General features: G+C 68.7%; 14 protein-coding genes. 6 read left to right on the plus strand and 8 right to left on the minus strand.

All coding sequences use genetic code 11. The features are described from left to right. Positions 1-138: 138 nt before the first annotated feature. From prsT to ACG04Q_RS05575, 3 genes are all read right to left on the minus strand, one after another. Positions 139-2,943, minus strand: coding sequence for an XrtA/PEP-CTERM system TPR-repeat protein PrsT (gene prsT, locus ACG04Q_RS05565; RefSeq protein ID WP_394509885.1), 2,805 nt, complete (start codon positions 2,941-2,943; stop codon positions 139-141). A 65-nt stretch (positions 2,944-3,008) separates the two neighbouring features. Further along, positions 3,009-3,656: a retropepsin-like aspartic protease family protein gene (locus ACG04Q_RS05570; protein ID WP_394509886.1), complete on the minus strand. Its 648-nt coding sequence runs from the start codon at positions 3,654-3,656 to the stop codon at positions 3,009-3,011. Between the two features lies 1 nt (position 3,657). Continuing rightward, positions 3,658-4,146, minus strand: coding sequence for a YajQ family cyclic di-GMP-binding protein (locus ACG04Q_RS05575; protein ID WP_394509887.1), 489 nt, complete (start codon positions 4,144-4,146; stop codon positions 3,658-3,660). A 48-nt stretch (positions 4,147-4,194) separates the two neighbouring features. On the opposite strand from ACG04Q_RS05575, the gene murB reads away from it, so the two are divergent. The 3 genes from murB (at position 4,195) to ACG04Q_RS05590 (ending at position 6,511) form a co-directional block, all read left to right on the plus strand. Further along, positions 4,195-5,289, plus strand: a complete 1,095-nt coding sequence (gene murB / locus ACG04Q_RS05580) for a UDP-N-acetylmuramate dehydrogenase (RefSeq protein WP_394509888.1) — start codon at positions 4,195-4,197, stop codon at positions 5,287-5,289. Between the two features lie 47 nt (positions 5,290-5,336). Next, complete coding sequence (locus ACG04Q_RS05585; RefSeq protein WP_394509889.1) at positions 5,337-5,612, plus strand: hypothetical protein; 276 nt, start codon at positions 5,337-5,339, stop codon at positions 5,610-5,612. A gap of 71 nt (positions 5,613-5,683) precedes the next feature. Then, positions 5,684-6,511: a DNA ligase gene (locus ACG04Q_RS05590; RefSeq protein WP_394509890.1), complete on the plus strand. Its 828-nt coding sequence runs from the start codon at positions 5,684-5,686 to the stop codon at positions 6,509-6,511. Positions 6,512-6,515: 4 nt separating this feature from the next. Here ACG04Q_RS05590 and argG read toward each other — a convergent pair whose 3' ends face one another. Genes argG through ACG04Q_RS05605 form a run of 3 tightly spaced genes read right to left on the minus strand, consistent with a single transcriptional unit; the run spans position 6,516 to position 8,684 of the window. After that, positions 6,516-7,835 carry an argininosuccinate synthase gene (gene argG, locus ACG04Q_RS05595; protein WP_394509891.1) on the minus strand — a complete coding sequence of 440 codons (1,320 nt, stop codon included), beginning with the start codon at positions 7,833-7,835 and terminating at the stop codon, positions 6,516-6,518. Positions 7,836-7,842: 7 nt separating this feature from the next. Further along, positions 7,843-8,127 carry a GNAT family N-acetyltransferase gene (locus ACG04Q_RS05600; protein ID WP_394509892.1) on the minus strand — a complete coding sequence of 95 codons (285 nt, stop codon included), beginning with the start codon at positions 8,125-8,127 and terminating at the stop codon, positions 7,843-7,845. After that, on the minus strand, positions 8,124-8,684 hold the full coding sequence (locus ACG04Q_RS05605; protein WP_394509893.1) for a YaeQ family protein: 561 nt from the start codon (positions 8,682-8,684) through the stop codon (positions 8,124-8,126). The genes ACG04Q_RS05600 and ACG04Q_RS05605 overlap by 4 nt, the downstream gene beginning before the upstream one ends. A gap of 131 nt (positions 8,685-8,815) precedes the next feature. Between ACG04Q_RS05605 and ACG04Q_RS05610 the strand changes: the two genes are divergently transcribed. The 3 genes from ACG04Q_RS05610 to ACG04Q_RS05620 all read left to right on the plus strand — a co-directional run bounded on the left by ACG04Q_RS05610 (position 8,816) and on the right by ACG04Q_RS05620 (position 12,942). Next, on the plus strand, positions 8,816-9,481 hold the full coding sequence (locus ACG04Q_RS05610) for a hypothetical protein (protein ID WP_394509894.1): 666 nt from the start codon (positions 8,816-8,818) through the stop codon (positions 9,479-9,481). A gap of 87 nt (positions 9,482-9,568) precedes the next feature. Next, a complete protein-coding gene (locus ACG04Q_RS05615) occupies positions 9,569-11,620 on the plus strand; it encodes a M3 family metallopeptidase (protein ID WP_394509895.1) in 2,052 nt (683 codons plus the stop codon). 359 nt (positions 11,621-11,979) lie between these two features. Continuing rightward, positions 11,980-12,942 carry a hypothetical protein gene (locus ACG04Q_RS05620; RefSeq protein ID WP_394509897.1) on the plus strand — a complete coding sequence of 321 codons (963 nt, stop codon included), beginning with the start codon at positions 11,980-11,982 and terminating at the stop codon, positions 12,940-12,942. Positions 12,943-12,964: 22 nt separating this feature from the next. Here ACG04Q_RS05620 and ACG04Q_RS05625 read toward each other — a convergent pair whose 3' ends face one another. Beyond that, positions 12,965-13,333, minus strand: a complete 369-nt coding sequence (locus ACG04Q_RS05625; RefSeq protein WP_394509898.1) for a YbaN family protein — start codon at positions 13,331-13,333, stop codon at positions 12,965-12,967. A 5-nt stretch (positions 13,334-13,338) separates the two neighbouring features. Then, positions 13,339-13,656, minus strand: a complete 318-nt coding sequence (locus ACG04Q_RS05630) for a hypothetical protein (protein ID WP_394509899.1) — start codon at positions 13,654-13,656, stop codon at positions 13,339-13,341.

Here is a 13,656-nt window from a genome sequence, read left to right on the forward strand (position 1 = left end):
CTGCGAATCCAGACCTTATTTAGCAAACCTGATGCCAGCATGAAAATTCGTTGTCTCTCAACGATTTACAGCTGCCATGAGCTTGATGCGTTGCGGATTGTAAGAACGGCCGACAGGAATGGCCGGATATCCGCCCCCTCAGTTAAGGGTGGCCAGCAGCTTGCGCGCGTCGTCGACGGACGAAAACTTCACGCTTGCCTTGAGCGCGGCCTGCAGTTCCTCGCGCGCCTCGGATTTGCGGCCCGCTTTAGCGAGGGTGGCACCCAGGTGGTATCTGATGTCGGCGACATCCGGAGCGCGCAAGCGGGCCTCGCGCAGCAGTTGCAGCGCGCGGTCCAGGTTGCCCGCCTGGTAGTTGGCCCAGCCGGCCGTGTCCATCAACAAGGGGTTGCGCGTGTCGGCCTTGTAGGCCCGCTCCGCCATCGCGAGAGCATCGGGGTCCTTGATTTCCATGAGCAGGTTGGCCAGGCCGTTGAGCGACTGAGCATGGTTGGGCCGTTGCTTGAGGATGGCTTCGTATTGCTTGCGGGCAGCGCCGAAGTCGCGACCGCGCAGATGCACCTCGGCCATCGTGTTGCGCACCGTCAGGTCGTTGGGGTTGCGCCTGAGCCAGGCGTCGCCGATCTCCAGCGCGGCCTTCGCGCCGCTCTGCACAAAGGTGAGGTTGATCAGTCGGGTCAGGCTGGCCTGCGACTTTTCGATGTCGTGTGCCTTGCGTAGCGCTTCCAGCGCCTGGGCGGGCTGGTTGCGTGATTGCGCGACGTCGGCCAGCAGGTTGTAGCCCATCGCGGACTTCGGCGTCGCCTGCACGACCAGCCTGGCGCGCCTTTCTGCCGACGCCGGATCGCCCCGGGCGAGGTCGACGCTGGACATCATCGCCAGCGCGGGAATGAAGTCGGGCGTGCCGTTCAAGGCCTTGTCCAGGCTGTACGCTGCGCCCGACAAGTCCTTGATGGAGATCTGCTGGCGAGCCACCTCGACCAGGCGCGGCGCATCGAACGCCGCGCGGCGGCCGGCGTTGGTCAGCGTCGACTTGGCACCCGCTGTGTCGCCATTGGCAGCCTGAGCGGCGGCATAGGCCTGCAGGGCTTCGACGTCCTCGGGCAGCTTCGCCAGCAGGATCTTGGCGGCGTCCAGCGCCCGGCTCGGCTGGCCGTTGCGCAGATGCCAGGCGACCAGCGCAAAGTCTGTGCGCGTTTCGCGCGGGCCGCTGGCGGCCACCGCGCTTTCGAGCCACTTGAGCGCCTCGTCAGGCTTGCCCCAGAGTTCGTGCAGCAGCGCCAGCTCGAACAGCACGTTCACGTCGCGCTCGCTGGCCTTGATCAGCTCGCGCAAGCGGCGGTTGGCGGCATCGAAATTGCCTGTGCGGGCGTCCAGCCGCGCCAGGCCCAGCTTGGCCTCCGTCAGATTCGGCGCGATCTTCAGCGCCTTCTCGTAGCCCGCGCGGGCGCCAGGGTAGTCCTCGACCTGCGTCTTGGCGTAGGCCTGGACCATCAGCACCGTCGGGTTGTTCGGATTGCTGCGCGCCAGCGACTCGGCGACGGCGAGTGCCTTGGGTGCCTGGTTGTCCCGCAGCAGCACCGTGACGAGCGCCAGGCCGGCGTAGGTCTGCTTGGGGTCGGCCTGGTAGGCCTTGCTCAGTTCCTCGGCGCCGAGGGCCGCCTTGCCGCTTTGCAGCAGCGAGATGCCCAGCGCCGTGCGGTACTCCGCCGAATCCTTGGTCTTCAGCGCGTCCTGCATCAGCGTCGTGGCGCGTGCATGCTTGCCCTGGCTCATGTGCACCGATGCCAGCATCAGCAGCGCCTGGCCGTCTCCCGCATGGACCTTCACATAGCCCTCGAGCAGCTCGACCGCACGGTTGAGGTTGGGCTCGGCCACGGCCACCTGCGCGAGCAGCTTAACCAGCGGGCTGCCTGGCTGCTGGCGGCTGGCCAGTTCCAGGAAGGGTTTGGACTTCTCAAGCTCACCGAGGTTGAAGTGCGCCAGACCATTGAGCATCAGCAGCTGCGGGCGGTAGCGGATGTACTCGATGGGCACCGGATCCAGCAGGGCGGTGATCTTCTTCAGCGCGGCCCTGGCCGCCGTCGGGTTGCCCGCGCGCTCGGCCAGCAGCGCCCGCAGATAGGTGCCGCGCGGATCGTTGGGCTTGAGGCGCTGCAGTTCGTCGACCTCCACCAGCGCCTCGGCGTCGCGCTTGAGGTCCACCAGCAGCCCCGCCCGCGCCAGGTGGGCTTCAGCATGGCTGGGTTGGGCCTTGATGGCGCGGTCATAAGCGGCGAAGGCCTGCGTGACCTGGTTCATCGCGTGGTAGGTCGCGCCCTTCTGGTAGTGCGCCTCGGCGCTTTCGGGGCTGAGCTTGAGCGCCTGGTCGCCCGCCGCCAAGGCTTCGGTGAACTGCCGCCCGCGCACGCGCAGCGGCACCTCGGCAATCCAGCTGCCGGGGTCGTTCGGGTTGATGGCGCGCGCCTGCAGGATCGTGTCCAGCGCTGCCTTGAGGTCGCCGAGATCCGACTGGGCCAGCGCCCGCTCCAGCAGCAGCTGTTGCTGAATCCCTGGGGGCAGACCGGCGGTTTGCAGGCGCGGGTCGTCCAGCATCTGGGCCTGCTTGCCCTGGTTGTTCATCGCGATCGCCAGCGCAACGGCGACCTCGGCGCGATCGACGCCGAGCCGGATGGCTTCACGAAGCTCGAATTCTGCCGCCGAGGGCTGGCTGTCGGCGAGAAGCGCCTTGCCCAGCAGCACGTGGACGGGCAGTTGCGTCTTGTCGGCCTGCAGCGCGTTCCTCAGCTGGATGATGGTGCCGGGGATGTCGCGCTTCTCGTAGCGCTGCAGCGCGTCCTCGTAGAAGCGTGAGGCCTTGGCGGCGTCCTGCGCGTGTGCCGTTGTGGTGGCGATCAGCAGCGCGGCCAGCAGGCCGGGAAGCGAGGCGGTGTGACGGGTCATCGATGCGGCCGGCGGAATGAGGCGCCGGATTCTTGCAGAACGCCGGCAGCGCAGACCGCACCGCGTCAGTAGCGAAGGTCCAGCGTCATGACATCGTTCTCGCGTCGCATCTGGAAGCGGTTCAGGAAGCTGTTCCCCAGCAGCACGTGGGGCATCTGACCCGGGATGACGATGGCCTCGACGTTGCGCACCTCAACCTCGCCGACCCGCACACTGGCCAGCTCGATCATGTACGCCGGCACGGCGCCGTTGGCCGTGTGCGTGACGACCTGCCGGCCGTGCTGGTAGCGCACGCCCAGCTTGTCCGCCTCGGTCTGGCTCAGCGCGACGCTGGTAGATCCTGTGTCCAGCAGGAAGCTGGTGTAGCGGCCGTTGATGGCGCCGGCCATCGTGAAGTGGCCCCCGGGGCCGACGGGCAGCACGATCTGGCGAGCGCCGGCCGGGGCGCCGGAGCCAACGCGGCCGGGCGCGGCGCCCAGCGCCAACGTCTGGCGCCGACCGCCGACGTCGATGACGGCCCGGCCATCCTCCAGTGCCACCAGCGTGACCCCCAGCGTCGTCGCGCCGACGGCCACGGTGCGCGGCTCGCCGTCGATGAGCAGCAGCGCCGCGCGGGCGCCCAGCATGCCGTTGAGCTGTATGCGGGGCGCGGTCTGTGCCAGCGCCGCTAGCGACAGGCCCAGCAGGGTCAGGGCCAGGCCTGTGCGTCTCATGTCAGTCGCGGAAGTTGTTGTAGGTCAGCGGCGTGTCGCTGAAGCTCTTCTTCAGGTGGGCGATGGCCACCTGCAGGTCGTCGCGGTTCTTGCCGGTCACGCGTACCGCATCGCCCTGGATGCTGGCCTGGACCTTCAGCTTGCTCTCCTTCAGCGAGGCGACGATCTTCTTGGCCAGTGTGGCCTCGATGCCTTCCTTGATCTTGTAGACCTGGCGCACCTTGTCGCCGCCGAGCTTCTCGATCTTTTCCTGCTTGTCCAGGAAGCTGATGACGACGTCCTGCTTGGTCAGCTTGGCGTAGAGCACCGCCTCGATCTGCTCGAGCTGGAACTCGCTGTCGCCCGTCGAGTGGATTTCCTTGTCCTTGAGCTCGACCTTGGCGCCCGTGCCCTTGAAGTCGAAACGGGTGCCGATTTCCTTGACGGCGTTGTCCACGCCGTTGCGGATCTTGACGTGGTCGGGTTCGAGAACGGTGTCGAAGCTGGGCATTTGCAGTCGGGGGGAGAGTCGGGGGAAAGGGTCTGCGAAAATTTTCCCATGCCCACGCCCTCACAGACCCCCTCGAACGCAGTGCCCGCCAGTGTGCCGATTCCCATTTCGCCGCTCCTGGTCGAGACCGACGTCAACCTGAAGCCCTACAACACCTTCGGCCTGCCGGCCGTCGCGAAGCGCCTCGTGCGCATCCGCGAGGCGGCGGACGTGCGCCGCGTCGTGGACCATCCGGAGCTGGGCCGGGCGTCCAAGTTCGTGCTGGGCGGCGGCAGCAACCTGGTGCTGACCAAGGACGTGGACGCCGTCGTGTTGAAGGTGGAGATTCCCGGCATCCGCCTGCTGGAGGAGCGCGACGACGCGTGGATCGTCGAGGCCGGTGCCGGCGTCGTCTGGCACGACCTCGTCACGTGGACGCTGGAGCACGGCTACCCTGGCCTGGAGAACATGGCGCTGATTCCGGGCACCTGCGGGGCCGCGCCGGTGCAGAACGTCGGCGCCTACGGCATCGAGGTGAAGGACCGGCTGGAGGCGGTGGAGGTGATGGACCTCATCACCGGCCGGCCGGCGCTGCTGCCGGCAGACGTCTGCCGCTTCGGCTACCGCGACAGCGTGTTCAAGCACAGCGACTTCGGCGGCCTGGCGGGCAAGAGCGTCATCACGCATGTGCGCTTCCGTCTGCCCAGGCCGTGGCAGCCGGTGCTGGGCTACCTGGAGATCGAGCGCAAGATGGCCGAGACGGGCATCACCGCGCCGACGTCGCGGCAGATCTACGACTGGATCGTCGCGGTGCGCCGCGCCAAGCTGCCCGACCCGGCCGTCATCGGCAACGCCGGCAGCTTCTTCAAGAACCCGGTCGTCACCGCCGAGCAGTGCAAGGACATCATCGGCCGCGACCCCGGCATCGTGCACTACCCCATGCCCGACGGCAGCGTGAAGCTGGCGGCCGGCTGGATGATCGACGCCTGTGGTTGGAAGGGTAAGACCGTGGGCGGCGCGGCCGTCTACGAGAAGCAGGCGCTGGTGCTGGTGAACAAGGCGGACGCGCGCGGCGCCGAGGTCGTCACGCTGGCGCGGGCCATCCAGGAGAGCGTCTACGGGCGTTTCGGCATCCGCCTGGAGCCGGAGCCGGTGGTGGTTTGACTTTGCCGTAGCGTCCCCTGGGGGCGCTCCGGTCATGGAGGGGAGTCGTGGATAAAAGAGCCGTACTCGCCGCGCTGTTTGCAGTGCGCCATGGCCTCGGCGGGCTGCTGGGCGCCCTTGCTGCCTGGCCTCTGGCGATCCAGGGCATCGAGGCGTATGCGCCGATCGCGCACCACGGCGAATGTGGGTTCCTTTGCATGAACCTGCTCGTGGCGGGCTTCTGGGGGGGTGTTGCTGCAGGTGCAGCAGTCTGCATCTGGGTCGTGGTCGCTCTATCGATCAGAGCGTTATGCAAAGAAGTGGATCAGGGTCCAGGCGGTTAGCTGTGAATCTTGCCGCCTGCAGGCGGCAGGCCGGCCTCATCATCCTGCCACGGTCCACGGGGAGGGTGACGATGAAGCGCAGCACACTAAGCCGGCGCATATTGCTGGCCTGGCTGGGAAGTCTGGGCACACCGGTGCTGGCGCTGCAGCCGCTGCTGGCGAAGAACGCACCGGCGGGTATCGATCCCAAACCGTATCTCGTCAGCGAAAAGCTGGATGGCGTGCGGGCGCTGTGGGACGGCACGACGCTGCGCTATCGAAGCGGTCGCGTCGTGGCAGCGCCGGCCTGGTTCCTGGCGGCGCTGCCGAAGACGCCGTTGGACGGCGAGCTGTGGATGGGGCGGCGCCGCTTCGACGAGCTGTCGGGCGCCGTGAGGCGTGCCGAGCCGGTCGATGCGGAGTGGCGCCTCGTCCGTTTTCACGTGTTCGAGCTGCCGGCCGGCGAGGGGACGTTTGAGCAGCGGGCTGGCCAGCTCAGGGCGCTGGCCAGCGACATCGTTCGACCGGTCGAGCAGCAGCGCTTCCAGTCGAACGCCGAACTGCGGGCCAAGCTGAAGCAGGTCGTCGATGCCGGCGGCGAAGGGCTGATGCTGCACCGGGCCGATGCGCCCGTGGCGTCCGGTCGCAGCGACCTGCTGCTCAAGCTCAAACCGCTGGCAGACGCCGAGGCCGTGGTGATTGGCCATGAAGCGGGGAAGGGCCGCTTCGCCGGTCAGCTCGGGGCGCTGGAGCTGCAGACGCCGGATGGCGTGCGGTTCAAGCTGGGCACCGGCTTCACCGACGCCCAGCGCCGCGACCCGCCGGCCATCGGCGCGACGGTCACATATCGCTACCGTGACCTGACACCCTCGGGCAAACCGCGGTTTGCCAGCTTCATCCGCGTGGCGGACGAGTTCTGAACGATCAGCCTTCCAGCTTCGGCAGCCCGCCACCCGCCAGCAGGCCGGTGCCGGTGTAGATGCCCAGCTTGCCGCGCGTGTCGGTGATGTCGAGGTTGCGCATGGTCAGCTGGCCGATGCGGTCGGCGGGGCTGAAGGGCGCGTCCTCGACCTTTTCCATCGACAGGCGCTCGGGGGCGTAGGTCAGGTTGGGGCTCTTGGTGTCCAGCAGCGAGTAGTCGTTGCCGCGGCGCAGTTCGAGGGCCACTTCGCCGGTCACGGCGCGGGCGATCCAGCGCTGGGCGGCTTCGCGCAGCATGATGGCCTGCGGGTCGAACCAGCGGCCCTGGTACAGCAGGCGGCCCAGCTTGCGGCCGTTGTCGCGGTACTGCTCGATGGTGTCTTCGTTGTGGATGCCGGTGACGAGGCGCTCGTAGGCGATGTGCAGCAGCGCCAGGCCCGGGGCCTCGTAGATGCCGCGGCTCTTGGCCTCGATGATGCGGTTTTCGATCTGGTCGCTCATGCCCAGGCCGTGGCGGCCGCCGATCTTGTTCGCTTCGGCCAGCAGCGCCACCGGGTCGCGGTACTCGACGCCGTTCAGCGCGACGGGCACGCCTTCCTCGAAGCGCACCGACACCTCCTCGGCCTTGATCGCCACGTCCTCGCGCCAGAACGCCACGCCCATGATGGGGTTGACGATGCGGATGCCGCTGTTCAGGTGCTCCAGGTCCTTGGCCTCGTGCGTGGCGCCCAGCATGTTGGAGTCGGTCGAGTACGCCTTCTCGGCGCTCATCTTGTAGGCGAAGCCCTTCTCGGTCATGAAGGCCGACATCTCGGCGCGGCCACCCAGCTCGTCGATGAAGGTCTGGTCCAGCCAGGGCTTGTAGATCTTCAGCGCCGGGTTGGTCAGCAGGCCGTAGCGGTAGAAACGCTCGATGTCGTTGCCCTTGAACGTGCTGCCGTCGCCCCAGATGTTGACGCCGTCGGCTTTCATCGCGGCCACCAGCATCGTGCCCGTCACGGCGCGGCCGATGGGCGTGGTGTTGAAGTAGGTGACGCCCGCGGTGCTGATGTGGAAGGCCCCGGCCTGCAGCGCGGCGATGCCCTCGTGAACCAGCTGCGCGCGGCAGTCCACCAGCACGGCCTTCTCGGCGCCGTACAGCATGGCCTTGCGCGGGATCTCGTCGTAGTCGGGCTCGTCGGGTTGGCCCAGGTTGGCCGTGTAGGCGTAGGGCAGGGCGCCCTTGAGCTTCATCCAGTGCAGGGCCGCGGAGGTATCGAGGCCGCCGGAGAAGGCGATGCCGACCTTCTGGCCGACGGGAACGGATTGCAGGATCGTGCTCATAGAACGCTCACAAAGAAACCAAGAGACTGCGCCACTGCGGGTGGCGCTCGATGTAGACGGCGACGTAGCTGCACGCCGGAACGACCTTCAGGCCCTGTTCCTGGGCCCAGCTCAGGCCGGCCTCCACCAGCTGGGCCGCCAGGCCCTGCCCGCGGTAGGCCGAGGGAACGCCGGTGTGCGTGAAGACGACGCGGTTGGGCTGCGCGGCGGGCGCCAGCTCGTAGTCCAGCACGCTGGTGGGCGTGGTGGGCAGCGTGAACCGCTGGTGCTCGGGCTCGTGGCGCGGCGTCATGCGGTGGGCGTCTTCAGCGCGACGGGATGGATCTCGACCGACGCTTCGGTCGTGGACACGTAGATGCTGCCGTCCTGGATGCTGATCTGCAGCTGCATGCTGCGCGCGGCCAGGCGCGCCAGCGCCTGCGACTGCTCGGCCGGCACCTGCCAGACGGCCAGCTTGGGTGTGCGCGTCAGCTTGTTCTCCAGGTTGCGCCACCAGACCTCGGTGCTGCTGGCGAAGCTGTAGACGCTGACGCGCTCGCTGCGGCCGTGGGCCTTCATCAGGCGGCGGTCGTCGGGCTGCCCCAGGTCGATCCAGTGCACCACGTCGCCGGTCAGGTCCAGCTGCCAGAGGTCGGGCTCGTCGACGTCAGACAGGCCCTTGGTGAACTCCAGCCGGCCGCGCAGCTCGTCTGCCGGCACGTTCAGCGCGAAGGCCAGCACGCGGATCATCAGCCGCTCCTCGGTCTCGCTGGGGTGGCAGGCAAGCGTGAGTTGATGGTCGCCGTAGACATGGCGGTCCATGTCGGCGATCTGCAGCTGGGCTTTGTAGATGGTGGCTTTGAGCGCCATGCGGGGCGGCGGCGGCAGGCGCCGTGTACAAGGTGGTAACGAAAGGGCAGCCGGGCATTATCGCGGCGAAGCCTCATGGCATCATTCCGGCTTCCCGTTTGGAACCTTCGCAACCGAGTTGCGCCCTCTTCATGAAACGCATTCTTCTCCCGCTGGCCCTGGTCTTCGCCGTCTCTGCCCAGGCGCAGATCGTCAACAACCCCAAGGCCAAGGTCGACCCGAAGAACAACAAGGTCGCCAACCCGGTGGTCGAGAAACCCAAGCCCAAGCTGATGACACGCGATGAACTGCGCCTGTGCATCGACCAGCAGGAGGCCAACTCCAAGGAAGCCGAGGCCATCAAGGTGGAGCAGGCGTCCTACAAGTCCAACGCCGAGAAGCTCAAGGCCGAGAAGGTCACCGTCGAGGCGGGCGAGGCCGCGCTGGGCAAGCAGATCGCCGACATGAAGGCGGAGAAGCAGGCCATCCTGGACGCCCACGCCGCGCTGACGGCCGAGGCCCCCAAGCTGGACGCCAAGGAGCTGAAGGCCCGCAACGAGGCCTACCAGGCCCGCGCGAACAGCTTCAACGCGATGTTCGAGAGCGTGAAGGCGGCCGACGGCGAGCAGAGCGCACGCCGCAAGGCCTTTGCCGAGAAGGTCGACGGCCTGGACGGGCAGTTCAAAGCACTGGAAGAGCGCACCGAGAAGCACTTCGATGCCCTCGACAAGTGGAAGGCCGAATGCCAGAACAAGGCCTACGACGAGAACGACGAGAAGGCCGTCCGCAAGGAGAAGGCGGCCGCCGCGGGCAAGTGATCCGCGCCATCCGCTGAACAGCACCGCAGGACAGGGCCGCCCCACCGGGAGCGGCCCTTTTTCATGGTTCGCCCACGAGGTTTTCGCATGAACACCGCCAACCCGCTGATGCAGGCCTGGACGGGCCCGCACGGTCTGCCAACGTTTGCCGATATCGCCGCGGCGCATTTCCAGCCCGCCTTCGAGGCGGCGTTGGCCGAGCACCGCGCCGAGATCGACGCCATCGCCGCCCAGCCCGAGCCGCCCAGCTTCGCCAACACGCTGGCCGCGTTCGATGCCAGCGGCCGCCAGCTGACGCGGCTTCAACATCTGTTCTACACGCTGGGGGCGTCGGCCACGTCGCCCGAACTGCAGGCGCAGCAGCGCGTGATGGCCGGGCCGCTGGCCGCGCACGACAGCGCCGTCTACATGCACCAGGGCCTGTTCCAGCGCGTGGACGCGCTGTTCGAGCAGCGCCACACGCTGGGGCTGACTGCCGAATCCTTGCGGCTGCTGGAGCGCGTGCACCTGGACTTCGTGCGCGCCGGTGCCCGCCTGGCACCGGCGGCGCGTGAGCGCTACGCCGCCGTGATGGCGCAGCTGGCCGAGCTGACCACGCGCTTTGCGCAGAACGTGCTGGCGGCCGAGAGCGGCTACCAGCTGCGGCTGGCGACCGAGGCGGAGCTGGCGGGCCTGCCGGGCTTTGTGCGCGCTGCGGCGCGCCAGGCGGCGCGGGACCGCGGGCTGGGCGACGGCGTGCATGTCATCACGCTGTCGCGCTCGCTGATCGTGCCGTTCCTGAGCTTCAGCGCCCGGCGCGACCTGCGCGAGCAGGCCTGGCGCGCGTGGGTGGGGCGCGGTGATGACACGGGTGCGACCGACAACCGCGCCCTCTGTGCGCAGATCCTGGCGCTACGCGCCGAGCAGGCTGCGCTGCACGGCCATGCCTGCTATGCCGACTTCGCGTTGGAAGACACCATGGCGCGTCGCCAGGACGCCGTGATGGACTTGCTGCAGCGCGTCTGGCAGCCTGCTCTGGCCGCGCACGCCCGCGAACGCGAGGCCGTGCTGGGCGCGATGGCCGCCGCTGGCGCCACGCATGCGCTGCAGGCCTGGGACTGGCGCTTCTACGCCGAGCAGGCCAGGCGCGCCCGCTTCGAGCTGGACGAGGCCGAGGTCAAGCCCTACTTCGCGCTGGACCGCATGGTGGCGGCGATGTTCGATTGCGCCAGCCGCCTGTTCGGCCTGCAGTTCAAGCCCCGGCCGGACATCGCCGGCTACCACGCCGACGTGCGCGCCTACGAGGTGCTGAACGCCGACGGCACGCTGCGTGGCCTGTTCCTGCAGGACAACTTCGCGCGGCCCACCAAGCGCAGCGGTGCGTGGATGAACGCGCTGCGCAACCAGAGCCGGGCGCTCGGCGCCAAGCCCGTCATCCTGAACAACAACAACTTCGCCAAGGGCGGAGCGGGGGAGCCCACGCTGCTGAGCTTCGACGATGTGCGCACGCTGTTCCACGAGTTCGGCCACGGCCTGCACGGGCTGCTGAGCGACGTCGAGCACGAGCGCCTGGCCGGCACGCAGGTGCTGCGCGACTTCGTCGAGCTGCCATCGCAGTTGTACGAGCACTGGATGGCTGAGCCTGCCGTGCTGAAGCAGTTCGCCCGCCATTGGCAGACCGACGAGCCGTTGCCCGACGCGCTGCTGGCCAAGCTGCAGGCCGCGCGCCAGTTCGGCCAGGGCTACGAGACGCTGCGCTACACGGCCAGCGCCATCGTCGACATGGCGGCTCACGCACTGCCCGAGGCGCCGGCCGACGTCGTGGGCTTCGAGCGCGACACGCTGGCGCGCTGGGGTCTGCCGGCCGAGGTGGGGATGAACCACCGCATGACGCACTTCCAGCACCTGTTCAGCAGCGCCGGCTACGCGGCCGGCTACTACGTCTATCTTTGGGCGGAGGTGCTGGACTGCGACGCCTTCGACGCCTTCGTCGAAGCGGGCGACGTGTTCGAACCGGCCGTGGCGGCGCGGCTGCGCGAGTGCATCTACGCGGCCGGCAACAGCGTGGAGCCCGGCGCGGCGTTCCGCGCCTTCCGCGGGCGCGACCCGGTCGTGGAACCCATGCTGAAGGACCGCGGGCTGCTGCAAGCCACCGCTTGAGCGTCCTGCGCGGGCCTCTTGCCGGCAGGCGGGCGCGGTGGCGGCGCCACCTGCCGAGCTGGCTCGGGGTGGCATGTAGCGACAAGGCGAGCTGGTCGCAGAACCATCACTGAGCTGAACGCCTCGGCGGCGCTTCGACGCTGCTCGATGCGGCGCCCTTGACCTCGACCCGGGCCCACGGCCCGGTGACGGCAGGAGCTCGATTCCGCTCAGCCGCGTGCGGGCTGCAAGGTTTCTTAAGGTGCCGCTTGCACTTTGCAAGACGAAGCCTGCTGCGCCCGTCATCTGCCGACTTGCTGGCGCCGTTGAACGGAGCCGCTGTGTGCGCACGATGCACGCGGCACTCACAGGGAGACACCATGTCTATTTCTCGCGTTCGCGTCGGCCTTCACCTGGCCGCTGTCTTCACCTTGTCCGCCTGCGGTGGCGGATCCGGGTCGCCTGGCACCCCCGGCAACGACGACCCGACGGCGCTGAGCCTGGGTGTCGGCAACTACCAGTCCGTGGGCCAAGCGGCTGCCGTCAGCGCGCTGTACCTCGGCGGCGCCGGCAGCCTCGCCGGCGGCACGCGCGGCGGGCCCTCGCTGCGCCAGGTGCAGTCTGCCGACAAGCCGCAGCCGGCGGCTGTCGTAGGGCCCATCGAAGTGGCCTGCGGGCAAGGCGGCAGCCTCGCCGTGGTGTTCAACGACACCAATGGCAGCGGTGACATGGAGTCCGGCGAGACGCTGACCATCGAAGCCAAGGCCTGCAGGGCGGACGGCGTCACGACGCAAGGTCGCGTCGACCTGAGCATGCAGGCCGTCACCGGCGTCTACGGCGGCAACAGCTTCAATGCCACGCTGGGGATGAAGCTGACGGCCTTGGGCATCGGCCAGGGCGGCAACTCGCTGCAGGGAGACGGCGAGCTCACCTTCAAGCTCAGCCGCACGCCGGCTGGCGTCGGCGAGCTGGGCCTGTCGGCGCCACGCATGGCGCTGACGGGGCGCTTGGGCGGTCAGGCCCTGTCCTACACGTTGGGGGACATGCAGTTGCAGTTGCGCGACGAAACCGTCAACGGCAGCGCCCGGGCCACGCTGACCTACGCCGGTACGCTGACCAACACCGCCGACGGCAGGCAGGTGTGGGTGAGCACGCCGCAGCCACTCGTCATGCAGGGCGACGACGCCTATCCGAGCGCGGGCCAGGTGCTGGTGCGCGGTCGCGCCGGGTCGGCGCTGCGCATCACGCCGGTCAGTGCCGCGCAGGTGCGCTTCGAACTGGACGCCGATGGCGACGGCAACTTCGAGACGAGCACCCTGAAGAACTGGGCCGAGCTGCTCTGATGCCGCCAGCGCGCCGGCCGGGTCACGCGTCCGGCCGGCGCCACAGCCAGGCGGCCACGCAGGCCATCAGGGCTGGCACGGCGATCTGCACCGGCAGCGGCGCGGATGACAGCAGCAGCACGGCCGCGCTGACCGTCATCATGAGGCTGGCCAGCCACTTGGCGCGCCGAGGCACGGCGCCGTGCTCGCGCCAGCGCCGGATGGGCGGGCCGAAGCGTGGGTGGGCCAGCAGCCACTGCTCCAGCGCCGGCCAGCCGTGGCTGCCGGCCCAGGCGGCCAACAACAGGAAGGGCACGGTGGGCAGTCCCGGCAGCACGATGCCCACCAGCCCCAACGCGATGCTCAGCACCGCCAGCGCGCGCCACAGCAACCGGGCCAGCGTTCGGCGCATGCCCGTCAGTCCGCCAGCCGGCGCTTCACGCGCGCCGCCACCAGCCCCACGGCGACGAGCAGCAGCCCGGCGAAGAAGCGCTCGCCGGGCCGGTCACCGCCCAGGTGGCACAGCATGGCCGCGCAGGCGCACAGCGCGAGGGCGCTGAGCTTGGTGGTCCACCACAACGGCGCCTCGTGGCGCTGCACCCAGCGCCATTGCCGGCCCGACTTGGGGGCCAGCAGCGCCAGCGTGCTGCCGACCTTGGCCGCCATCGCCAGCAGCAACGCCCAGCTCCACGCGTGCTGCGCCGTCGCGAAGCCCAGCGCCAGCTCCAGGCTCAT

Source organism: Pelomonas lactea (genome assembly GCF_043555885.1).
Lineage (GTDB): Bacteria > Pseudomonadota > Gammaproteobacteria > Burkholderiales > Burkholderiaceae_C > Pelomonas > Pelomonas lactea.